General features: G+C 67.3%; 20 protein-coding genes. 10 read left to right on the forward strand and 10 right to left on the reverse strand.

Features of this window, described 5'->3' with window-relative positions; genetic code table 11:
- Positions 1–134: 134 nt before the first annotated feature.
- Complete coding sequence (locus CKW34_RS22765; protein WP_059382795.1) at positions 135–1,508, reverse strand: NAD(P)/FAD-dependent oxidoreductase; 1,374 nt, start codon at positions 1,506–1,508, stop codon at positions 135–137.
- A 153-nt stretch (positions 1,509–1,661) separates the two neighbouring features.
- Between CKW34_RS22765 and CKW34_RS22770 the strand changes: the two genes are divergently transcribed.
- Entirely contained in the window at positions 1,662–2,558 is an 897-nt protein-coding gene (locus tag CKW34_RS22770; protein ID WP_059382696.1) for a LysR family transcriptional regulator, read from the forward strand.
- 36 nt (positions 2,559–2,594) lie between these two features.
- Here the strand turns inward: CKW34_RS22770 and CKW34_RS22775 are convergent, their stop codons facing one another.
- Positions 2,595–3,182 carry a PadR family transcriptional regulator gene (locus CKW34_RS22775; protein WP_016691177.1) on the reverse strand — a complete coding sequence of 196 codons (588 nt, stop codon included), beginning with the start codon at positions 3,180–3,182 and terminating at the stop codon, positions 2,595–2,597.
- A 130-nt stretch (positions 3,183–3,312) separates the two neighbouring features.
- Between CKW34_RS22775 and CKW34_RS22780 the strand changes: the two genes are divergently transcribed.
- Genes CKW34_RS22780 through CKW34_RS22790 form a run of 3 tightly spaced genes read left to right on the forward strand, consistent with a single transcriptional unit; the run spans position 3,313 to position 6,795 of the window.
- Positions 3,313–4,428 carry an aromatic ring-hydroxylating dioxygenase subunit alpha gene (locus CKW34_RS22780; protein ID WP_059382695.1) on the forward strand — a complete coding sequence of 372 codons (1,116 nt, stop codon included), beginning with the start codon at positions 3,313–3,315 and terminating at the stop codon, positions 4,426–4,428.
- Between the two features lies 1 nt (position 4,429).
- Complete coding sequence (locus tag CKW34_RS22785; RefSeq protein ID WP_059382694.1) at positions 4,430–5,410, forward strand: PDR/VanB family oxidoreductase; 981 nt, start codon at positions 4,430–4,432, stop codon at positions 5,408–5,410.
- Between the two features lie 32 nt (positions 5,411–5,442).
- Positions 5,443–6,795, forward strand: a complete 1,353-nt coding sequence (locus CKW34_RS22790) for an MFS transporter (RefSeq protein WP_059382693.1) — start codon at positions 5,443–5,445, stop codon at positions 6,793–6,795.
- Positions 6,796–6,916: 121 nt separating this feature from the next.
- On the opposite strand, the gene CKW34_RS22795 is transcribed toward CKW34_RS22790, so the two are convergent.
- Positions 6,917–8,596, reverse strand: coding sequence for an ABC-F family ATP-binding cassette domain-containing protein (locus tag CKW34_RS22795; RefSeq protein WP_059382692.1), 1,680 nt, complete (start codon positions 8,594–8,596; stop codon positions 6,917–6,919).
- Positions 8,597–8,900: 304 nt separating this feature from the next.
- Here CKW34_RS22795 and CKW34_RS22800 point away from each other — a divergent pair, with 304 nt between their 5' ends.
- Positions 8,901–9,737, forward strand: a complete 837-nt coding sequence (locus CKW34_RS22800; protein ID WP_059382691.1) for an alpha/beta hydrolase — start codon at positions 8,901–8,903, stop codon at positions 9,735–9,737.
- 37 nt (positions 9,738–9,774) lie between these two features.
- Positions 9,775–10,617 carry a 4,5-DOPA-extradiol-dioxygenase gene (gene ygiD, locus CKW34_RS22805; protein WP_059382690.1) on the forward strand — a complete coding sequence of 281 codons (843 nt, stop codon included), beginning with the start codon at positions 9,775–9,777 and terminating at the stop codon, positions 10,615–10,617.
- A 4-nt stretch (positions 10,618–10,621) separates the two neighbouring features.
- On the opposite strand, the gene CKW34_RS22810 is transcribed toward ygiD, so the two are convergent.
- From CKW34_RS22810 to catA, 5 genes are all read right to left on the reverse strand, one after another.
- Positions 10,622–11,590: an alpha/beta hydrolase gene (locus tag CKW34_RS22810; protein ID WP_059382689.1), complete on the reverse strand. Its 969-nt coding sequence runs from the start codon at positions 11,588–11,590 to the stop codon at positions 10,622–10,624.
- Between the two features lie 75 nt (positions 11,591–11,665).
- Positions 11,666–12,802: an alkaline phosphatase family protein gene (locus CKW34_RS22815; RefSeq protein WP_059382688.1), complete on the reverse strand. Its 1,137-nt coding sequence runs from the start codon at positions 12,800–12,802 to the stop codon at positions 11,666–11,668.
- Between the two features lie 34 nt (positions 12,803–12,836).
- Positions 12,837–13,118 (reverse strand): muconolactone Delta-isomerase, encoded by a 282-nt coding sequence (catC, locus tag CKW34_RS22820; RefSeq protein ID WP_059382687.1) that lies wholly within the window; start codon positions 13,116–13,118, stop codon positions 12,837–12,839.
- Positions 13,119–13,155: 37 nt separating this feature from the next.
- Positions 13,156–14,283, reverse strand: coding sequence for a muconate/chloromuconate family cycloisomerase (locus CKW34_RS22825; RefSeq protein WP_059382686.1), 1,128 nt, complete (start codon positions 14,281–14,283; stop codon positions 13,156–13,158).
- Between the two features lie 150 nt (positions 14,284–14,433).
- Positions 14,434–15,285, reverse strand: coding sequence for a catechol 1,2-dioxygenase (catA, locus tag CKW34_RS22830; protein ID WP_059382685.1), 852 nt, complete (start codon positions 15,283–15,285; stop codon positions 14,434–14,436).
- Positions 15,286–15,478: 193 nt separating this feature from the next.
- Here catA and CKW34_RS22835 point away from each other — a divergent pair, with 193 nt between their 5' ends.
- Positions 15,479–16,276 carry an IclR family transcriptional regulator domain-containing protein gene (locus CKW34_RS22835; RefSeq protein ID WP_059382684.1) on the forward strand — a complete coding sequence of 266 codons (798 nt, stop codon included), beginning with the start codon at positions 15,479–15,481 and terminating at the stop codon, positions 16,274–16,276.
- Between the two features lie 11 nt (positions 16,277–16,287).
- Here the strand turns inward: CKW34_RS22835 and CKW34_RS22840 are convergent, their stop codons facing one another.
- Complete coding sequence (locus CKW34_RS22840) at positions 16,288–17,208, reverse strand: AraC family transcriptional regulator (protein ID WP_059382683.1); 921 nt, start codon at positions 17,206–17,208, stop codon at positions 16,288–16,290.
- 254 nt (positions 17,209–17,462) lie between these two features.
- On the opposite strand from CKW34_RS22840, the gene CKW34_RS22845 reads away from it, so the two are divergent.
- The 3 genes from CKW34_RS22845 (at position 17,463) to CKW34_RS22855 (ending at position 20,298) form a co-directional block, all read left to right on the forward strand.
- Positions 17,463–18,029, forward strand: a complete 567-nt coding sequence (locus CKW34_RS22845) for a flavin reductase family protein (RefSeq protein WP_059382682.1) — start codon at positions 17,463–17,465, stop codon at positions 18,027–18,029.
- 68 nt (positions 18,030–18,097) lie between these two features.
- The gene (locus CKW34_RS22850; protein ID WP_059382681.1) at positions 18,098–19,711 is read left to right on the forward strand and encodes a 4-hydroxyphenylacetate 3-hydroxylase family protein; all 1,614 of its coding nucleotides are present in this window, start codon (positions 18,098–18,100) and stop codon (positions 19,709–19,711) included.
- A 92-nt stretch (positions 19,712–19,803) separates the two neighbouring features.
- Positions 19,804–20,298 (forward strand): hypothetical protein, encoded by a 495-nt coding sequence (locus tag CKW34_RS22855; protein WP_059382680.1) that lies wholly within the window; start codon positions 19,804–19,806, stop codon positions 20,296–20,298.
- A 78-nt stretch (positions 20,299–20,376) separates the two neighbouring features.
- Here CKW34_RS22855 and CKW34_RS22860 read toward each other — a convergent pair whose 3' ends face one another.
- Positions 20,377–21,300, reverse strand: coding sequence for a helix-turn-helix transcriptional regulator (locus CKW34_RS22860; protein WP_080968272.1), 924 nt, complete (start codon positions 21,298–21,300; stop codon positions 20,377–20,379).
- Positions 21,301–21,450 lie beyond the last annotated feature (150 nt).

Below are 21,450 nucleotides of genomic sequence, written 5' to 3' on the forward strand. Positions count from 1 at the left end.
TTTCACCCGCCGGTCGCGGCAGTTCGCGCGGTGACCCGGGGCTCGCTACCGCAACACGCCGCGTCGATCCCGGCTCGGCGCGCGAACGACGAAAGGCCCCGACCGGGTGGTCGGGACCTTTCGGGGTTCTGGAGTTATGCGGACGTCCGCACGGGTTCCTTGTCGCTCTTCGGCTCGTCCTTCGCTGCCGGCTCCTTCTTCTCCGCGGCGGGCACCGGGACGGTGTCCTGCGCGTAGTAGAAGTGCGGGCGACGGTGTCCGAGGAAGGAACCGCACCAGGACATCACCGCGATGTAGCGGTTGCGGAAGCCCACCAGGTAGACGAGGTGGACGGCGAGCCACAGCACCCACGCGATGAAGCCGGTGAGCTCGATCTTCCCGACCCGCGTGATGGCGCGGAACCGGTTGATGATCGCCATGCTGCCCTTGTCCTTGTACTGGAACGGGGTGCCCATCGCGACCTTGCCGGTGATCATCTTCGCGACGTGGCGGCCACCCTGCATGGCGAACGGCGACTGCGCCGGCAGGTTGTCGAGGGTGACCATGTCGCCGATGGCGAAGATGTTGTCGCTGCGGCCGACGGTGAAGTCGGGGTCGACGAGCAGGCGTCCGCCGCGGACCGTCTCGCAGCCGGTGCGCTCGGCGAGCACGTCGGCGAAGTCGTTGGCCTGGATGCCGGCCGACCAGATGATGGTCTCCGCGGTGAGGCGGCGGGTCTCCTCGGTCGTGGGCGTGGTGAGCGTGGCACCGTGCTCATCGATGTCGGTGACCATCGTCCCGAGGACGACGTCGACGCCGCTCTTCTCGAGCGACTCCTTGGAGTACTCGCTGAGCTTGCCGCCGAACGGGGGCAGCACCTTGTCGGCGCCCTCGACGAGCGTGACGGTGACGTCGTCGGCACGGATGTTGCCGATGTTCTCGGCGAAGTAGCGCTGCGCGAGCTCCTTGATCTGTCCCGCGAGCTCGACGCCCGTCGGGCCGGCGCCCACGACGATGAAGCTGAGCAGATTCTTCCGACGCTCGGCATCGGTGGTGACGTGTGCTTCCTCGAAGCACCGCACGATCTGGCGTCGCAGCTTCTCGGCGTCCTCGACCGTCTTGAGCGCGTACGTCAGGTCGGCGAACTCGTCGCGTCCGAAGTACGCCTGGCGGGCGCCGGTCGCGGCGACGAGGTACTTGTAGCCGAGGCGCAGACGCTGACCGCCGGCCTCGTAGACGACCGTGTTCTCCTCGGGGAGCACGTCGACGACGCGGCCCAGGCGGACGTCGGCGTTGGGGTACTCGGCCAGGATCGCGCGCACGGAGGGGGCGATCTCACCGGGCGAGAGGACACCGGTCGCAACCTGGTAGAGCAGAGGCTGGAAAAGATGCTCGGTGGTCTCCGAGATGAGAACGAAGGGCGTGCCGGCCTTGGCGAGCTTCTTGGCGGTGGCCAATGCTCCGAAGCCGGAACCCACGATGACTACATCTGTCCGATCGACCAGGGTCACTGTGTCCGCATCGTCCATGCTGTCGTAAACCTCCACGTGCTTGTCATCTCCGTTGATGTATGACTCCCAAGGTAGGTACGAAGGACCCTTGTTATCCACTAACCTGGGATATTCGAAAAACTGTTATCTGTTTTGCTCATAAATGCAGATGGCACGTTCCCGGGAGGAGCCATGGATTTCCGTCAGCTGCGCTACTTCTTCGCCGTCGGCGAGGAGGGCAGCTTCTCCCGTGCTGCCCAGCGCTGCTTCATCTCGCAGTCGGCGATCAGCCATCAGATCGCGAAGCTCGAGCACGAACTGGGCACCACCCTGTTCGACCGCACCACCCGTTCGGTCAAGCTCACCTCGGCCGGCCGACGCCTGATGCCGATCGCCGCCGAGGTGCTCAGCCTCGAGGCGAAGGCCCTGGAAGTGGGCCACGAACCGCGGGAGAGCATCCGCATCACGGCGAACATGAGCTTCGCGTCGCAGAGCCTCGATGCCATCTCCAGCGTCCGGGAGCGTCATCCCAAGATCGACGTGGAGTTCGTCATCAAGGACTTCACCGACCGCGTCAACGCCGTCGCGTCCGGCGACGCCGATCTCGCACTGATCCGCGGCGACGTCGACCGCCCGGGGCTGGAGGCGATCCGTCTCGGCATCGAGGAACTCGTCATCGTCACGTCGACCGAGCACCCACTCTCGGCGTTCTCCACCGTCGACCTCGGAGATCTCGCCCACTACCCGCTGCTGCTGCCGCCGCGCGGCAACCAGGTGCTGTTGCACCGCGTGGTCGAGGACGCCTTCGTCGAGGTCGGCCGCCGTGTGCGCCTCGGACCTCCGATCGCGAGCGACCACACCGCGACTCTCGAGGTGCTCACCAACCCGAGGGCGTGGACCGTGCTCTACGCCGGCACCGCCGCCGACACGCCCCGCAAGGGGCTGAAGTTCATGCGCGAGATCCACCACCGGCTGAAGGTGCCGGTGTGCGGGGTGGTGCGGAGCAACGCGACGCCCAATCCCGAACTCGAGTTCCTCATGCAGGCGCTCGCGCATTCGATCGTGCCGCCGACGGACAGCACGCCGTGATCCGACCGCGGACGTCGGAGCGCAGTCCGGGGTGACTCAGTCGCGCGGCGACAGCTTGTCGAGCAGGTCGAGGCCCTGACGTGCCCACGCGATCTCGGCCTCGCCGCGGCCGATGAGACCGTCGTACGCGAACGCCTTGAACGCGATGATCCGCTCGTGGTCCTCGGCCGGATACTTCTGCACGCGTCGCGCGATGGTCGCGTTGCTGAGGTCGAGGATCGCGTCGCGCACCGTGGTCCACTGGGCGATCTGTTCGGTGTAGTGGTCGATATGCCGTTGCAGGCACTCGCGAGCGCTGTCGGGGTCGGCCCATTCGAAGTAGGCCGCGCGCATGTGGGCGGCGTCGCGCACCGGGGCGTAGTCCAGCGGGGTGGACATCCACTCGCGGAAGGCCCGGATGCCCTCGTCGGTGATCGAGTACCGGGTCTTGGTGCTGTTGGGACCCCAGCGCACCTGTTCGCCCTCGACGAGACCTTCGCGCTCCATCCGGCGTAGTTCGGGATAGATCTGCGAGTCGGGTGCATGCCAGACGTGCCCGACCGACCCGCCGAACCGTTTCGCCGCGTCGTAGCCGGTCAGAGGCTCGGCGGTGAGCAATGCGAGCAGCGCGTATCGCAGGCTCATGGACCACCACCTTTCCCCGGGCGAGTATTCCACCCTTGCGAATAACTATATCGATAGATAGTGTGTGCTCCAGCTCACCAACTATCTATGTAGATAGTTATTTCACCCCTCAGTGTTCGGAGGATCCGACATGACCGATCTCGGCCCCACCGGGGCGACCGCGAAGAACATGGCCTACCCGCTCGACGCCTGGTACGTCGTCGCCTGGGATCACGAGGTGGGTCGCCGCGAGATCCTCGCCCGCACCATCGCCGGCAAGCCGATGGCCCTCTACCGCACCGAGGAGGGCCGTCCCGTCGCCCTCGCCGACGCCTGCTGGCATCGCCTGGCGCCGCTGTCGATGGGCAAGCTCATCGGCAGCGAGGGCATCCAGTGCCCCTACCACGGTCTGCAGTACAACTCCGCAGGTCGCTGCACACACATGCCCGCCCAGCAGACGATCAATCCGTCCGCGATGGTGGCGTCCTATCCCGTCGTCGAACGGCACCGCTTCGTGTGGGTCTGGCCGGGCGATCCGACGCAGGCCGATCCCGATCTCATCCCGGACATGTTCCAGATGGACTCCCCCGACTGGGCGGGCGACGGACGCACGATCGACGTGCAGGCCAACTACCAGCTCGTCCTCGACAACCTGATGGACCTCACCCACGAGGAGTTCGTGCACTCGTCGTCCATCGGCCAGGACGAACTGAGCGAGTCCGACTTCGTCGTCACCCACGACGACCGCACCGTCACGGTCACCCGCTGGATGCACGACATCGACGCACCGCCGTTCTGGCTCAAGAACATGCGCGACAAGTTCCCCGGCTTCGAGGGCACGGTCGACCGCTGGCAGATCATCGAGTTCCAAGCGCCCTCCACGATCCGCATCGACGTCGGTGTGGCCAAGGCCGGCACCGGCGCCCCCGAAGGCGACCGCAGCCAGGGTGTCAACGGTTTCGTCATGAACACCATCTCGCCCGTCGACGAGAGCACCGCCCTGTACTTCTGGGCCTTCATGCGCAACTACCGCCTGGAGAGCCAGCTCATCACCACGCAACTGCGCGACGGCGTGCACGGCGTGTTCGGTGAGGACGAGGCGATGCTCACCGCGCAGCAGAAGGCCATCGAGGCGAACCCGGATCACGAGTTCTACAACCTCAACATCGACGCCGGCGGCATGTGGGTGCGACGCCTGATCCAGCGCATGGTCGAAGCGGAGCGGAACCTCACCTCGGCCCCCGCCGTTCCCGAGGGAGCCCACTGACATGAGCAACAACCAGATCCGTTGGCAGCGGGCCCGAGTCGTGAGTGTCGAGCGGGCCGCCGATTCGATCGCCGAGATCACCCTCGCCGCCGACACCGCCCACCGCGTCGAACCCGGCGCCCACATCGACGTGCGTCTCCCCTCGGGCGACACGCGTTCGTACTCCCTCGCCGCGGGTGGCCCGGACGGTCGTCTCACACTCGGCGTCCACCGCTCCCCCACCTCGCGCGGCGGATCCGAATACATGCACTCGCTGCGTCCCGGCGACGAACTCGAGATCACCGAGCCGCTCCAGAACTTCTTGCTGCGGGTCGGCGCACCGCGCTACGTCCTGCTCGCCGGTGGAATCGGCATCACCGCCGTCCGCGCGATGGGAGCAGTCCTCCGCCGTCTCGGCGCCGACTACCGCTTCGTGTACGTCGGTCGCAGCCGCTCCGCGATGGCCTTCCTGCCCGAACTCGAAGCCCTCCACGGCGATCGGCTCGACGTCCACATCGACGACGAGGGAACGGGATTGGACGTCGCCGCACTCGTCGACGGCGTCGATCACGGCACCGAGCTGTACATGTGCGGACCGATCCGCCTCATGGACGCCGTGCGCCGCCGGTGGCACGACCGCGACCTGCCGATGCCGAACCTCCGCTACGAGACCTTCGGCAACAGCGGATGGTTCGACGCCGAGGAATTCACGGTCACCGTGCCCGAACTCGACGTCACCACCACCGTCGGCTCCGACGAATCGATGCTCGACGCCCTCCGCCGTGCCGGTGTCGACATGATGTTCGACTGCCGAAAGGGCGAATGCGGTCTGTGCGAGGTCTCCGTCGCCTCGCTCGACGGATGCGTCGACCACCGCGATGTCTTCTTCAGCGAGGAGCAGAAGCGCTCTTCGCGTCGGATGTGTGCCTGCGTGTCACGTGTGGTGCGCGATTCGGCGTCGTCCCGATCGACGACGGGTGTCGTCACGCTCGACCTTCCCTGACCACCGCGCATTTCACACCACGAGGAAACACGATGGATCTTCGCGCACGCATCGACGCCTCGCCGATGCATCCCTACCAATGGATGGTCGTCGCCCTGTGCGTCGTGCTGAACATCCTCGACGGCTTCGACGTCATGGCCCTGGCGTTCACCGCCAAGAGCATCGGCAGCGACTTCGGTCTCGGCGGATCGGAACTCGGCGTGCTGCTCAGCGCGGGTCTGATCGGCATGGCCGTCGGCGCTCTCGCTCTCGCCCCGATGGCCGACCGGATCGGACGACGACCCCTGATCCTGATGTCGGTCGCACTCGCCACCGCCGGCATGGGGCTGTCCGCGAGCGCCGGATCGGCGTGGGAACTCGGCATCTGGCGGGTCATCACCGGTCTCGGCATCGGCAGCGTCCTCGCCTGCACCACCGTCATCGCGAGCGAATACTCGTCGGCCCGCTGGCGTGGTCTGGCCATCAGCATCTACACCGCCGGATACGGCGTGGGCGCCACGATCGGCGGTATGGCCGCCGTCGGTCTGCAGAGCGAATACGGTTGGCGTGCAGTCTTCGTCACCGGCGCCGTCCTCACCGGCCTGGCACTCGCCCTCCTCGTCGTCCTGCTGCCCGAATCCCTGGACTTCCTCACCAGCCGGGGACGCACAGGCGATCTCGACCGGATCAACACCATCGCGCGACGCATCGGCCAGAGCCCCGTCCCGGCGCTCGCCCGTTCCGCCGACAAGGTGGCACCGCGGGCAGGACGGATCTCGGATCTGTTCTCCGGTAGCAACACCCGCTCGACAGTCCTGCTCTGGGCGGCCTTCTTCGCCACCATGTTCGGCTTCTACTTCGTCAACTCGTGGACGCCGTCGCTGCTCGAAACCGCCGGTCTCACGAAGGACCAGAGCGCCACGGCGGGCATGATGCTCACCCTCGGCGGCACCGTCGGTTCGGTGCTCTTCGGAGTGTTCGCCAGCCGCTGGACCACCCGGTCGGTACTGCTCACTTTCACGATCGCCGCCGCCGCGGCCATGACCGTCTTCATCATGTCGATCTCGACCCTGACGCTGGCGTTCGCGCTCGGCATCCTGATCGGCGGACTCATCAACGGTTGCATCGCCGGCCTGTACACCCTCGCGCCGTCCCTCTACGGACCGCAGGTGCGGGCCACCGGCGTCGGTTCCGCCATCGGCATCGGCCGAGCGGGCGCCATCCTCGCACCGACCGCGGCCGGTGTGCTCCTCGATGCGGGATGGACGCCCGAACAGCTCTACTTCGGAGTGGCCGGCGTGGTCGTGCTCGCCGCGGTGGCGCTGTTCGCGCTGCGCCCGGCACGCTCGACGGACGCCGCCGCCGAACCGGTGCCGGCCGCCGTCTCGACAGAATCGCGAAGCTGACCGACGGCCGGGAATCGGAGCGCGAAGTGGTCATCGGAGCGGGTAGTTCCGCGCTCCGATGACCACTTCGCGCGTGGATGCAGTGGCCCCTGCGGCGAACAACTCCGCGGCGCCCGGACGCTCATGCCTTCGGTCCCTTCCGGGTGCATTCCTTCGGGGCGAGCCCCAGAGCCAGGTGCGGCCAGTGGGCGATGTCGCGTCGCATCTGCCGGTCGTGGGTGGCCACCGCGACCGCGGCGTCGGTCGCCCCCAGGGCGTCGGTCAGTTCGTCCACCAACGTGATCGACAGGTGGTTGGTGGGCTCGTCGAGCAGCAGCACGTGCGGTCGCGCGGCGAGCACCATCGCCAGGTCGAGGCGCCGTTGCTGTCCCATCGACAGGTCACGGACCCGCTTGCCGAGGTCGCGTTCGGTGAACAGTCCGAGTTCGTCGAGATCGACGGCTCCCTGGTCGGGGACGAGCCCGGCGACGATCAGTTCGCCGACGTGCGCGTCGTAGACCTGCTGCACCCGCGCCGCCGACGGTGCCGGCGACTCCTGGGCGAGCCGCCCGATCCGTACGACGGGATCGCTCTCGCGGGTCCCCGACGTCGGTTCGACCTCACCGGCCAGCACTGCGAGCAGCGTCGACTTGCCGGCGCCGTTGGGTCCGGTGATGACGAGCCGCGAACCGGCGAGGACGGCAAGGCTGACCGGACGGTCGAGCCGGCCGCGCACCATGACGTCCTCGATGCGCACCAACGGGGTGTCCGGGTCGATCCCGTCGGCCTCCGCGCCGAGCGCCGGCATCGAGAACTGAAGCGGCGGTACCGGTACCGCCACCGCGTGGTCGTCCAGCGCTTCCTGACGGCGGTGCACCGACTGCACGAGCGCCGGCGCACGGGTGGCACGCTGGTGCTTGCCGGTGCCCTTCTCCGGCCGCCAGCCGGTGACGAGCCGATCCTGCGCGGATTCGAGGTCCGATTCCAACCGGGCCCGCTCGGCCTGCTCGCGGGCGTATTCGCTCACCCAACGGGCGTATTCGGCTTCGCGTCCCGTCCGGAAGCCGGCGTAACCCCCGCCGTACAGGCGTGGACGACCGTCGCGGCTCGGGTTCAGGTCGAGGATCGACGTGGCGACGTCGGTCAGCAGGGCGCGGTCGTGGCTGACGAGGACCACACCGCTACGGGTCTGCTGCAGGCGTTCGGTGAGGTAGTCGAGTCCCGACGCGTCGAGGTGGTTGGTCGGCTCGTCGAGCAGCAGGAAATCGTGTTCGGCGCCGAGCAGTGCGGCCAGGCGCACGCGGTAGCGCTGCCCGACCGACATCTCCGCCAGCGGCCGCGAACGGTCGGTGACGGCGCCGAGCGCTTCGAGGGCGGTGTCGACGCGACGGTCGGCGTCCCATGCGTCGAGTTGCTCGGCGATCTCGAGGGCGTCGGCGTACGCGTCGGCGGCACCCGGACGCTCGTCGGCGAGCGCTGCGGTGCTCTCGTCGAGCGCCCGCAGAGCGGCGCGGACGTGCGCCAGCTCGATGTCGACGAGATCACCGACGGTGCGCCCCTGCGCGACGGTCATCTCCTGCTCGGCGATGCCGAACGAGCCGAACCGGCGCACGGTCCCCGAGTCCGGTTCGAGGCGGCCGGCGAGGACGTGCAGCAGCGTAGATTTACCGCGGCCGTTCTCCCCGACCACGCCCAGCCGGGAGCCCGGCGTGACCGCGAGGTCGACGCCGCGCAGGACGGGATGACCGTCGCGGGCGAGGTGGACGTCGACGGCGCCGAGTTGGGCGCGGGAGCGCCGGGGCAGGGTGATGCTGATGGTCATGTGGTTTCCTCCGTGCGGAGGCGCACTCGTCCCCGGATCACGGGTGGGAGGATGCGCTCGCTGACGAACGGCCGGACACTCGGCCGTATTCGGGTACGGCTCGAACCGCGACCTCGGAGTACGTCCCGAGTCGCGGAGGGGATGTCGTCAGTGGAAGGAGAGCGCCTGGATCATGATCTCCAGGGTACCGAGCGCCCGACCACCGTCAATCGGATTTCGGTCCTCGATCACGGAGTGCCTCCGCGGACCGGTACTCGTGCGAGGATGCGAGGAACAGCTGTCGACGAGGCCGCAGGAGGCGCTCATGGAGCACACCGAATCGTCGTTCACCGGCGTCGGCGCGATCCCGATCGTGTACGACGTGTGGTCGCCGGAGGCCCCCACCGGCGTGCTGATCCTCAGCCACGGGCTGGGTGAGCACGCACGTCGCTACGACCACGTCGTCGCGCGGCTCACCGATCTCGGTCTCGTCGTGTACTCCCCCGACCATCGCGGTCACGGACGGTCGGGCGGCAAGCGTGTGCGCGCCCAGGAGATGCGCGAGTTCACCGACGACCTCGACAGCCTGATCGACCTGGCGACCCATGCGCATCCCGGCCTGCCGGTCTTCATGCTCGGTCACTCGATGGGCGGTGCGATCGCTCTGGCCTACGCGCTCGACCATCAGGACCGGCTCGCCGCGCTCGTGTTGTCGGGGCCGGCGGTGATCGTCACGTCGGGCACGCCGAAACCGGTCGTGGAGATCGGCAAGCTGATCGGGCGTTTCCTGCCGGGTGTGCCGGTGCAGAAGCTCGACAGCAAGGCGGTCTCGCGCGATCCCGCGGTGGTCGCGGCGTACGACGCCGATCCGCTCGTGCACCACGGTCTCGTGCCCGCCGGGCTCGCGCGGGTGCTGGTGCTCAACGAGCAGAGCGTCGAACAGCGCCTTCCGAGCCTGACGTTGCCGTTGCTGGTCATGCACGGAACCGCCGACGCTCTCGCCGATCCGGCCGGGGCGCAGCTCATCGCCGATCGTGCGGGTTCGAAGGACCTGACGCTGAAGTTGTACGACGGGCTGTACCACGAGGTGTTCAACGAGCCGGAGAAGGATCGCGTGCTCGACGACCTGACGGCCTGGTTGAAGGCCCGGCTCGACAACTGAGGCTCGACAACCGGGAGGAGGGGGCGTGTCGTCACGCATGCCGGTCGCGTTCGTCGGCCACGGCAGTCCACTCAACGCGCTCGAGTCGAATCGGTACACGCAGGCCTGGGCGGCGTTCGGGCGGTCCGTGCCGACGCCCCGCGCGATCCTGGCGATCTCCGCCCACTGGTTCATCAATGCGACCGCGGTGACCGCGATGCGGTCGCCGCGCACGATCCACGACTTCTTCGGGTTCCCGCAGGAGTTGTTCGACGTCGAGTATCCGGTGCCGGGCGCTCCGGAACTGGCCGAGGAGATCGCCGATCTCGTCCATCCGACGTGGGTCGGTGCCGACGTCGACTCGTGGGGCATCGACCACGGCACCTGGTCGGTGCTCACCCACGCCTTCCCGGAGGCGGATGTCCCGGTGGTCCAACTCAGTCTCAATGCCTACAAGTCGCTCGACTACCACGTCGAACTCGGGGCCCGTCTCGCCGGACTCCGCGACCGCGGGGTGTTGATCGTCGCGAGCGGCAACGTCGTCCACAATCTCGGCGCGATGGATCCGCGACGCCCGGCCGCGGGGTTCGACTGGGCACATCGGTTCGACGAGGACGCCTTCGCCGTCCTGCGCGACCGTCCCGGTGACGCCGCGGAGCTGGGTGAGCACCCCGATTTCCGGCACGCGGTGCCGACCCCCGACCATTTCCTGCCGTTGCTGTATGTCGCGGGTCTGGCCGCCGCGTCCGGCGAGCAACCGGCGACCCTCGTCGACGGTGTCGAATACGGATCGCTGTCGATGACGTCCTACGCCGTCGGCGGGAACTGTCCGCCGCGCGACGGGGACGGTCACGGCGCCGGACTGCCCGAGAGCCCGGAGCCGCCCGACACCAACCTGTGAGCGCTCAGGCGGCGTCGTCCACGGCGACGATCGCGCGTCGCGCGAACCGGGTGCTGAGCCCGATCAGTTCCATGGCCTCGGGGATCGCGCGGGCCAGGACCGGCCACGCGTGGATCTGCCCGCGCCACAGATGTGTCTCCACGGTGCGTCCCGCCGACGCGAGTCGCTCGGTCATGATCTCCACGTCCGGCCTGGTCAGCTCGTATTCGGCGGCGCACATGAACATCGGAGGGAACAGCGCCGGATCGGCGTCGACGGGGTTCCTCTCGCCCTCGATCGCCTCCTCGCCGGCGAACCAGCGCGGACTGATCTTCCCGAGTGCCTTGATGGGCAGGTAGGCGTCCCTCGCCATGTACTTCGGGTCGTGCTTGTCGAGGTCGAGGTTGAGCAGCGGCGAGTAACCGATCACCGCGGCCGGTCGCTGGATGCCGCGACGCGCGGCGAGTTCGGCGACCTTCGCCGCGAGATAACCGCCGGCCGAGTCGCCGCCGACGACGATGCGGGTCGGGTCGTCGGCCACCTCGAGCAGAGCCGTGTACGCGTTCATCGCGTCCTGCACCGACCCCGCAATCGGCACGGCGGGCACCTGCCGGTAGTCCATCGAGTACACCGGGGCGCCGGAGTCCAGCGCGAGTTGCACGCACAACTGGCGGTGGGTGGAGGGGCCGCAGAAGATGAAGCCGCCGCCGTGGAAGTAGAGGATGGTGGCGTCGTCGAGCGGGTCGTCGACCGGCTTCGGGGAGATGATCCGCTCGCCGGGCACTCCGCCGAGTTCGGTCTGTGTGACGTGCACCGCGCGCGGCGTGGGCGTGATCCTGTCGACCACCCACGACAACCTGCCGAGCACGGCGATGCCGAAGTCGTTGCTCGGCCAGAGACTCAGAATCGGCTTGAAGAGGATCCGGACCACCCACAGGAGGATCAGCGCGACCCTACTGCTGCGGTCGTGCCAGGTCACCGCATCGGTACGCATGTGCACACACTATGTGACCGATGCGGTTCGGGCATCGAGAGTTCCGACACCCGACGGTCCCGGACCTCGATCGCGTCACCCGATCCGCAGCAGCGGCACGAGCAGTTCCTCGTCGGTCAACGCCCCGTGCTGCCCGGGCAGGTTCGACATGACCTGCTCACCGTCGCTGCGGATCACTGTCGACTCGCCGCGACCGACGGCCACGATGTCGCCGATCCGCTTGGTCAGCGCCGGATCGGGATCGGATCCGAACAGGCACGCCGCGAACGCGTCGTCGCGGGTGCCGACCCACGCGTGGTCGCCGAGTTCGTTGCGCCAGCGTTCGAGGACCCGGTCGACGTGGTCGGTGTAGATGTGGCGGCACCGCGGTTCCCCGGCGATGACGGTGACGTCCTCACCGAGACCCGGCGTGTGGTCGAAGTCGATGCGGCGGCCACGCGAGGCGTCGACCATGCCGTGATCGGCGGTGACGAGCAGGCGGGTGCCGGTCGGCAGCGCCCCGGCGAGTTGCTCGACGAAACGATCGACCACCGTGAGTTGCGCGAGCCACGCCGCGGACTCCGGCCCGTAGACGTGCCCGAGGGTGTCGACCTCGCCGATGTAGCAGTAGACGAGGCTGCGATCGCCGGCGCTCACCGCGGCGACGACCTGGGCGAGCAGATCACCGTAGGCGGAGACCCCGACGAAGTTGCCGCCGCGCAGCACGGCACGGGTGAGGCCACTGCCCTCGAAGGCCTTCGGCACGACGGTGGTGACGTTCAGGCCCGCCTCGCGGCCGCGTTCGAACACCGTCGGATGGGGTTGCACGGTCTCCGGGACGAGGTCGTCGCGCTGGTCGATCGCGGTTCCGGCGAGGGTCCAGCGGAGCCAGTTGACCGGGGCCTCGATCTCGTCGACGTACGACTGGTAGCCGGTGATGCCGTGGAGACCGGACGGGAGCCCCGTCCCGAGGGAGGCGAGGCTGACGGCCGTGGTCGTCGGGAAGCCGGCACGCATCGGGCTCCCCGGTGCCTGCGTCAGGTACGGGGCTGCTTTCGCGTTGCGCTGCAGCAGTTCCCAACCCATTCCGTCGACGAGCAGGACGACGGTGTGATCGACGGGGGTGAGATCGAGTCGGTTGGTCTCACCGGCGACCCCCGCGGACGAGAGCACCGACGGCATCAGGTCGGCGAGGGTCGGCTCGGCGTAGACGTCGCGCAGCGGCAGGCTCATAACCCGAGTATGAGCCACTCCCCTGCGCCTGGGGTCACTTGATGTCGGAGCCGTGCTTCGTCAGCGGCATGATCTCGATGTTCATGTAGGGGAACAGCGGCAGGTTCCACAGGATCTCGTGCAGTTCGTCGGCCGACTCGACGTCGAAGATCGAGATGTTGCTGTACTGGCCGACGATCCGCCAGATCTCCCGCCACTTGCCCTGACGCTGGAGATCCTGGCTGTAGGCCTTCTCCTTCGCGATGGTCTCGGCGCGCACATCGGGGTCGAGGTCGCGGGGGATGTCGACGTCCATCCGAACGTGGAACAGTGCCATGATGTTTCTCCTTCTTCTGTTCTGACGAGAGCGCGGATCAGGAACGCGCGTACTTCTTCACGACGTCCATGTCGAGTTCGACGCCGAGTCCCGGCCCCTCGGGCAGGTGCACCTGACCCTCGGAATAGTCGAGCGGCTTCTGCAGCAGTTCGACGGCGAACAGCTGCGGACCGAACAGTTCGGTGCCGTAGTCGATCCCCGGTTCGGCGCAGGCGAAGTGGATGGACGCGGCGGTCCCGATGGGACCTTCGATGGAGGTCGCGCCGTGGCACCGGAGACCGGCCGCCTTCGCGACGGCGACGACCTGCTTGCTGCGCTGCAGTCCGCCGCACTTGGTGGTCTTGAGCGCGACGACGTCGGCGGCGCCCAGTTTGGCCACTTCGTACGCGTCGTGCGGGGTCTGCACGGACTCGTCGGCCATCACCGGCGCCGAGACGCGGCGGTTGATTTCGGCGAGCACATCGAGTTGATCTGCGGGAGTAGGCTGTTCGATGAGTTCGACACCACCGTCGACGAGTTGCGGTACGTGGCGCAGCGCGGTGAAGCGGTCCCAGCGGGCGTTGACGTCGATACTGAATCCGACCTCGCCGCCGAACGCCTCGACGATCTTGACGACGCGATCGGTGTCGACTGCCGGGTCGAGCGCGCCCATCTTGAGCTTGAAGGAGTAGTTCAGGCGCTGCTCACGCTTGTGGGTGACCTCCTCGACGATCTCCTCGAGCGGCGCGGCACCGAGCGCCCACCGTACGTCGACGCCGGTCCGGAAGGCACCTCCGAGCAGCGACGCGACCGGCACACCCAGGGCGCGTCCCCACGCGTCGTGCATCGCGACGTCGACGGCGGCCTTCGCGAATCGCGCGTTGGCGACGATGCGCTCGATATCGACCATGACGCCGCTGATCTCGTCGACCCCGCGCCCGATGATGTACGGCCCGATGTAGCGGTCGACGATCTGCTGCATCGTCTCGACCGATTCGCCGCCCCACCACGGTCCGCCCGGCACGACGCCCTCACCGTAACCGGTGACGCCACCCTCGGTGGTCACCGCGACGAGCAGGATCGGCTGCGCTTCGGCGGTGGTGGTGGCGAACTTGTGGGGTCGGATCAGAGGTACGTCGATGATCGTCGTGGTGACGGAGGCGATCTTCAGATCGGGGTCGGACATCGGAATTGCTCACAATCGGATCGGGGTGTGACAAGGGATACGTTGCTGCTGCATTCAGCACGAATGCCGGTGCCCGAGTTGGGCACCGGCATTCGTTACACAGATCCGACCTTCACTCGGGAGCCGGTCGGACGGCGTCCGCGGTGCGGATCACGCTTCGGGGTCGAGCACGAAGTTGTAGGTCACTTCCTCGATGCCGTCGGCGTTGGGCTGCGGATCCAGGATGAGCTCGGGCTTGACCGCCGTGGCGACGTCGTCCTCGACCCATTCGCCACCCTTGAAGTACAGCTGGGTGGTGATGGCGCGCTTGCCGGGAGCCTTCACCATGAGGTGCAGGTGGGCCGGGCGCCAGGGGTGTCCGCCGTAGGACTGGATGAACCAGCCGGTCGGTCCGTCGGCCGGGATCTTGTAGGGAGCCGGCTTGAGCGTGGTGATCTCGAAGTTGCCGTCCGCGTCGACCTCGACGGTGCCGCGCAGGTTCCACTCGGGGATACCGGGGGCGAACTGCGAGTAGAAGCCCTCCTCGTCGGCGTGCCACAGTTCGACGGTGGCGCCGGGCAGACCGTTGCCATCGAGGTCGGTGACCTGGCCCTTGAAGATCAGCGGAGGAGCAACCTTGTCCTTCTCGCGCATCGGCATCGTGCACTTGGCCGGGAGCTTCGGGCTGTTCGGCACGTAGTAGGGGCCTTCGATGGAGCCCTTGGTGCCGGCGAAGCCCTTGCGCTCGTAGTGCACCTTCTCGATCTCGTGCTCGACGAAGACGTCCAGCCACAGCGGCCACTCGCCGTACTCACCCACGTCGATCAGCCACTGCTTGAGCACGCGGTACTCGTCGTAGGTGACCTGGTGCTTCTGGATGATGTCGGCGAAAGCCCCGATCACGTCCTGGTAGATCGCCGACGCGCGCTCGACCGAGGTGTCGGACGTGACCCGCTCGGACTTGAACTTGTCGGTCGCAGCGTTGCCGGACCCGTGGGCGGTGGGGTTCTCCATGGTGGTCATGGGCTCTCCTCGTGAGGGACTGAACTATCGGGAAGTGTGGGGCCGGTGCGACACGGGGGCTGCGGTGATCACCGGTCTGTACGCTGTGCGTACTTGTGTATCGCAGTGCGTACACCACATACTGTGCGTGGTGTCACACAGCTTGTCAACACCGGATCGGGCAGTATCAACAAGTACGCAGGTAGGAGGCAGGATGCCGAGCATCGACCTAGGTAATGGTCCTAGTAACGATCGGGACTTCATCCAGAGCATCGAACGTGGTTTCGCGGTATTGCACGCCTTCGACGACAAGGACCCGAACCCCAGTCTGGCCGAACTCGCCGCCAAGACCGATCTGTCGCGACCCGCGGTCCGCCGGATCCTGCTCACCCTGCAGAAACTCGGCTACGTCACGTCGCACGGTACGCGGTGGTCGCTCACTCCGCGCGTGCTCAGTATCGGCCGGCACTACACCGAATCCCACACTCTCGTGGACTCGGCGTTGCCGAAACTCGTCGAGATCGCCGAGCACACCAACGAATCCGCATCCCTCGGCGTACTCGACGGCACCGAGGTCGTCTACGCCGCACGCGTCCCGGTTCGCCGGATCATGAGCATCAACGTCTCCGTCGGCACCCGCGTCCCCGCCTACGCGACGTCGATGGGCCGGGCGCTGCTGGCCTGGTCACCGCGCGAACTCGTCGACCGCGTGCTCGAGGAGACCGAGTTCGTACGGCTCACGAGCGCGACGATCGACAACCCGGACGACCTGCGCGCCGAACTGGCCCACGTGCGCAACCGCGGCTACGCGATCACCTCCGCCGAGCTCGAGGAAGGGCTCATCACGATCGCCGCCCCCGTCTTCGACCCCTCCGGCTACGCCGTCGGAGTGCTCGCGTGCTCGACGTCGACCGGTCGCCACACCCTCGATTCGTTCCGCGATCTTGCCGCGAAAAGGGTCGTGAACTGCGCGGAAAGGCTCAGCAGCGAGCTCGGCTACCGCCACAACTGACGACTCCCCGGTCACCCGCGCAGCGTGACCGAGGGCGCCACCCCGTACTTGCGCTTGTAGGCCGCCGCGAACCGGCCGGTATGGGTGATGCCCCACTTCAGAGCCACATCGGTCACCGACAGTTCCGTCTCGTCGCCCACCGCGAGTTCCTCGTGGATGCGCTCGAGGCGCAGGTCGAGCAGGTAATCGCGCGGGCAGACCCCGAGATACTCGCGGAAGCCCTCCTGCAGGCGCCGCACACTGACACCGGCCACCTCGGCCATCTCCGCGGTGGTCCACGCCGAGGCGGGATCCTCGTGCAACCGGTCGAGGACACGCTTGATGATGCGCGGACGCGCACCGCCGGTCGGATCCGCGTCCTCCGGCATGACCGCGAGGATGAACGAGGTCGTCAGAGCGCCCGACAGCTGCTCCGCGACGAGCGGATTCCGCCAGAGTGATTCGTCCGCTTTGAGCTGTTCCACGACCGAGCGCAACAGTGTCATCCAGCTCTGCCCCGCCTGCGTCGTCAGATCCACCCGGTCCGGAAGCTGCAGGTCGGGGCGGGCGAGGATGCGCGACATCTCGCGCTGCAGATAGTCGCGCTCGAGCTTGATCCCCACGATCTCGCAGTCGTTCGTCCACTTCTGCTCCGGTGCTGCGGTGTCGGGACGGAAGACGGTGGCGTGCCCGACCTCCGACACCAACCCGTTGCCGGCGGCGATCCGCCCCGCGATCGGAATGTTCACCGCGTATGCCCCAGGATGCTCGCTGCGGATCGACACGGCCGCTCCCCAGCCGATGCGAGCGAGACGGATCGGCCCGAGCGGCAGCGTGCGGAGCCGGAGCGAGGGCGCGACGTCGTCGAGCGGCGTCAGTTCGTGCTCGAAATAGGCATTCGAGACAACCTCTTCCACCTCTTCCCAATCGACCGGCCCCGGAGTCGGCTCCATTGCCATCGGCCCCTCACCTTCGTTTCCAGCTCGTCGTCGGCGCTCCGACCTGCGCATCCGTGTGGTTCGAGCGCGTGCGATCCAGTGTGATGCGGAACACGGTCCCAGGCAAACAGGGCCCTTCGGCCCACTCACCGCGCTAGGTGGATAGTGACCGCGCTCACTGGATCGCACAAGCTCCACAACGTCCATATGGTCTGTGTCACATCGAATCGAAGTCCACCACAACCCGCACCGGACAGGAGGACGCAGACATGGATCAGCGCACACTCCGCAACATCTTCGGACAGTTCGCCAGCGGCGTCACCGTCATCACCTGCGCGAACAGCGACGGAGAGCCCCACGGCGCGACCGTCACCGCCTTCACCGCCGTCTCGCTCGAGCCCCGCCTGTGCCAGGTCACCCTGACCCGCACCTCCAAGGCCTGCCGGTTCCTGTCCGACGCGCCGTTCGCGGTCAACATCCTCGCCGCAAACCAGCTCGACACCGCACTGCACTTCGCGGGACGCCCCCAGTCGCCCGAGCCGGTCTGGGAGCAGGGCCCCACCGCTCCGATCCTCGCCGGCACCGCCGCGACACTGTCGTGCACGCCCTGGCGCGAATACGACGGCGGCGACCACATCATCTACATCGGCGAGATCGTCGACGCCACCTTCGACGAAACGGTAGACCCGCTCCTGTTCTACCGCAGCACTTTCCACGATCTCGGCGCCCCGAGCACGTCCACCGCGTGGAACGGCTCGCTGGACGACCCGCACAGCGGATGGTTCGACTCCCAGACCCGCTTCGTGCCGTTCGAACTCGCCCCGGCTCACGTCTGAACCCGGTCCACGCCCGAGACACAGCCCGCCCGAACCCTCTTCATCCCCACCGGACAAGGAGAAACTCCATGACCACCACCGAGCCCCGGCCCACGGAAACCGTCGACCGCTCCAAGGTCAACGTCGCCGCAGACCACCCGGCCAACCAGCAGAAGAACTTCGCCTCCCGCCCGATGACCGGCGACGAGTACATCGCCTCCATCGACGACGGCCGCGAGATCTACCTGCACGGTGAGCGAGTCAAGGACTTCACCAACCATCCGGCCTTCCGCAACTCCATCCGGATGACGGCGCGCCTCTACGACGCCCTCCACACCGGTGAGCACGTCAACACCCTCACCACCCCCACCGACACGGGCAACGGCGGCGTGACCATGCCGTTCTTCCGCACCCCGAAGTCCGCCGACGACCTGCGCGCCGACCGCGACGCCATCGCCGCCTGGGCCCGCATGACCTACGGCTGGATGGGCCGCAGCCCCGACTACAAGGCCTCCTTCCTCGGCACCCTCGGTGCGAACGACGAGTTCTACTCCCCCTTCCAGGACAACGCGAAGCGCTGGTACCGCGAGTCGCAGGAGAAGGTCCTGTACTGGAACCACGCGATCATCAACCCGCCGGTCGACCGCTCGCTGCCGCCGGACCAGGTCGGCGACGTGTTCATGAAGGTCGAGAAGGAGACCGACGCCGGCCTCATCGTCTCCGGCGCCAAGGTCGTCGCCACCGGTTCGGCGATCACCAACTACAACTTCATCGCCCACTACGGTCTGCCGATCAAGAAGAAGGAATTCGCGTTGATCTGCACGGTGCCGATGGACGCACCCGGCATCAAGCTGATCTCGCGCGCCTCCTACTCGCAGAACGCCAACGTCGCCGGCTCCCCGTTCGACTATCCGCTGTCCTCGCGACTGGACGAGAACGACGCGATCTTCATCTTCGACAAGGTCCTCGTGCCCTGGGAGAACGTCTTCATGTACGGGGACGTCGACAAGATCAACAACTTCCTCGGTGGTTCCGGCTTCCTCCAGCGCTTCACCCTGCAGGGCTGCACGCGACTCGCGGTCAAGCTCGACTTCATCGCCGGTCTGCTCATGAAGGCCCTCGACGCCACCGGCGCCGGCGGATTCCGCGGAGTACAGACCCGCGTCGGTGAGGTCATCGGATGGCGCAACCTGTTCTGGTCGCTCTCCGACGCCATGGTCAACAACCCCGAGCAGTGGATCGACGGCACCGTCATCCCCAAGCTCGAATACGGCCTCACCTACCGCATGTTCGCGATGCAGGGCTACCCGCGCATCAAGGAGATCATCGAGCAGGACGTCGCCTCGGGCCTGATCTACCTGCCCTCCTCCGCCGCCGACTTCAAGAACCCCGACGTGCGCCCGTACCTCGACAAGTACGTTCGCGGTTCGGACGGCATCCAGGCCGTCGATCGCGTGAAGGTCATGAAGGCACTGTGGGATTCGATCGGCTCCGAGTTCGGTGGCCGCCACGAACTCTACGAGCGGAACTACGCCGGCAATCACGAGAACGTCAAGGCCGAGCTCCTCTTCGCCGCCGAGGGTCGCGGTGACGTCGCCTCCATGAAGGGCTTTGCGGAGCAGTTCATGAGCGAGTACGACCTCGACGGCTGGACCGTGCCCGACATGATCGGCAACTCCGACGTCAGCGCGTTCTACAAGTAACCGACTCCCGCGCGCGGGCGGATGACCTCCGTTCCCCCTGCCCGCCCGCGCGCGGCCCCCAACCTCCACCCCACCGCGAAGGAGCGTCCGAGATGACCACGACCGCTTCGAACTCCGTGTCCCATCCCCCTGCACCGGAATTCGACGCAGTGGTCCTCGGACGCTCCTTCGCCTCCCAGCGGGTCGCCGCACGGTTGCGCGACGAACTGCGGTTGGCGGTCCACGAGATCGGCACCGCGAACGTCGTCCGCTACGACGACATCGAACATCGATGGGAGATCCTCATCGGCGGCACCGTCGTCGGCCGAGCGAAGTTCGTCGTCGACGGACACGGCGGGCTCACACTGCACGGCCGAGAGGGCACCACGCTCGATCGTGGCGCCCTGACCATCCACGGATTCCCGAACCTGTTCCGCCCCATCGCCGGTACACGCACGGACCCCGTAGGGTACACGGTGTCCTGCATCGACTACATGCGCAGCAACGGTTTGGACTACGTCGAGCGGCGACTGCGGACGCCGGTCGCGGACGACGACTTCCCCGAGTTGTCGTTCGATCGGCCCACACCGATCCTCTGGTTCGGCTGAGCAGTTCGGGGAGGACCCACGAGCGGGTGACGACCATGAGGTCGTCACCCGCTCGCGTGCATCTGTATCCGCATGCGCTCAACCCCTCAGGATCTCCGTGGGGGTGACGCCGTACCGTTTCCGGAAGGCAGCGGCGAAACGCCCCGGATGGCTGAAACCCCACCTAAAAGCTACATCTGCCACCGTGATTCCCCCCGCAGCGAGATCCGCGTGGGCGCGATCGAGCCGGATGTCGCGCAGACACGCGGACGGACTGCTGCCCACGTACTCGGAGAACGCCTCCTGCAACCTGCGCACACTGGTTCCGGCGATCTCCGCCATGTCGGCTGCCGTCCAGACACGACCCGGATCCTCCTGCAGAGCGTTCAACACCCGCCGGACCATGCCCGGGCGGGGTGCCGGTGACATTTCGTCGGCCGGCGCGACCGCCAGGACGAAGGCCGTGGTGACCGCACCGCCGAGCTGGGCCGACACGAGAGGATTCGTGAGCACCCGGGTCGGCCCGGCGAGCTGCTCGCTCAGCGATGCCACGAGACGGTGCCATTCCTGCGCCGACCCCCGCAGATCGAGGCGGTCGGGAAGTTCGAGGCGCGACCGCAACGGACCACCGAGAATGCGGTCCGCTTCGCGTTCGAGATGATCTCGATCGAACTTGATTCCGAGGACCGAACATTCGGCGTCCCACCGTGTGATGAGCGACGGGGTGTCCGCGCGGAAGACCGTCGCCGAGCCGGGTTCGGAGACGACGGTGCCCGAGCGCCCCTGCGATTCGAGCCGCCCGCTCAGCGGTATGTTCACCTCGTAGGCGCCCGGATAATCGCATTCGATCGCGACGTCCGCTCCCCAGCTCATCCGACCGATCGTGACACCTCCGAGATCGGCCGAGACCAATTCGAGCTCAGGACGATCCACCTTTCCGAGGTCCGCCAACCGGTGCGGGAAGTACACGTCCGCCACGACGCGCGAGGCGTCGTCCCAGTCCTCGATCTCGGGCACACTCACGCCTTCGAGACTAACCGCTGCCGAGACCTGGATCACATAGTCGCGTGATTCGTCCAGGGACCGCGCAATGTGCATCGACCGGCCCGTCGGCCGACTCGTATGGTCCTGGCCACGTCAACAACGGCCCGGCCGTCGCCGGACGGCTCCCGA

This window comes from Rhodococcus rhodochrous (assembly GCF_900187265.1).
Lineage (GTDB): Bacteria > Actinomycetota > Actinomycetes > Mycobacteriales > Mycobacteriaceae > Rhodococcus > Rhodococcus rhodochrous.

What these genes read in the sequence shown, in the direction of transcription:
- CKW34_RS22765 (WP_059382795.1), bottom strand. Translation starts at nt 1,508, where the DNA reads ATGGACGATGCGGACACAGTGACCCTGGTCGATCGGACAGATGTAGTC.
- CKW34_RS22770 (WP_059382696.1), top strand. Translation starts at nt 1,662, where the DNA reads ATGGATTTCCGTCAGCTGCGCTACTTCTTCGCCGTCGGCGAGGAGGGC.
- CKW34_RS22775 (WP_016691177.1), bottom strand. Translation starts at nt 3,182, where the DNA reads ATGAGCCTGCGATACGCGCTGCTCGCATTGCTCACCGCCGAGCCTCTG.
- CKW34_RS22780 (WP_059382695.1), top strand. Translation starts at nt 3,313, where the DNA reads ATGACCGATCTCGGCCCCACCGGGGCGACCGCGAAGAACATGGCCTAC.
- CKW34_RS22785 (WP_059382694.1), top strand. Translation starts at nt 4,430, where the DNA reads ATGAGCAACAACCAGATCCGTTGGCAGCGGGCCCGAGTCGTGAGTGTC.
- CKW34_RS22790 (WP_059382693.1), top strand. Translation starts at nt 5,443, where the DNA reads ATGGATCTTCGCGCACGCATCGACGCCTCGCCGATGCATCCCTACCAA.
- CKW34_RS22795 (WP_059382692.1), bottom strand. Translation starts at nt 8,596, where the DNA reads ATGACCATCAGCATCACCCTGCCCCGGCGCTCCCGCGCCCAACTCGGC.
- CKW34_RS22800 (WP_059382691.1), top strand. Translation starts at nt 8,901, where the DNA reads ATGGAGCACACCGAATCGTCGTTCACCGGCGTCGGCGCGATCCCGATC.
- ygiD (WP_059382690.1), top strand. Translation starts at nt 9,775, where the DNA reads ATGCCGGTCGCGTTCGTCGGCCACGGCAGTCCACTCAACGCGCTCGAG.
- CKW34_RS22810 (WP_059382689.1), bottom strand. Translation starts at nt 11,590, where the DNA reads ATGCGTACCGATGCGGTGACCTGGCACGACCGCAGCAGTAGGGTCGCG.
- CKW34_RS22815 (WP_059382688.1), bottom strand. Translation starts at nt 12,802, where the DNA reads ATGAGCCTGCCGCTGCGCGACGTCTACGCCGAGCCGACCCTCGCCGAC.
- catC (WP_059382687.1), bottom strand. Translation starts at nt 13,118, where the DNA reads ATGGCACTGTTCCACGTTCGGATGGACGTCGACATCCCCCGCGACCTC.
- CKW34_RS22825 (WP_059382686.1), bottom strand. Translation starts at nt 14,283, where the DNA reads ATGTCCGACCCCGATCTGAAGATCGCCTCCGTCACCACGACGATCATC.
- catA (WP_059382685.1), bottom strand. Translation starts at nt 15,285, where the DNA reads ATGACCACCATGGAGAACCCCACCGCCCACGGGTCCGGCAACGCTGCG.
- CKW34_RS22835 (WP_059382684.1), top strand. Translation starts at nt 15,479, where the DNA reads ATGCCGAGCATCGACCTAGGTAATGGTCCTAGTAACGATCGGGACTTC.
- CKW34_RS22840 (WP_059382683.1), bottom strand. Translation starts at nt 17,208, where the DNA reads ATGGAGCCGACTCCGGGGCCGGTCGATTGGGAAGAGGTGGAAGAGGTT.
- CKW34_RS22845 (WP_059382682.1), top strand. Translation starts at nt 17,463, where the DNA reads ATGGATCAGCGCACACTCCGCAACATCTTCGGACAGTTCGCCAGCGGC.
- CKW34_RS22850 (WP_059382681.1), top strand. Translation starts at nt 18,098, where the DNA reads ATGACCACCACCGAGCCCCGGCCCACGGAAACCGTCGACCGCTCCAAG.
- CKW34_RS22855 (WP_059382680.1), top strand. Translation starts at nt 19,804, where the DNA reads ATGACCACGACCGCTTCGAACTCCGTGTCCCATCCCCCTGCACCGGAA.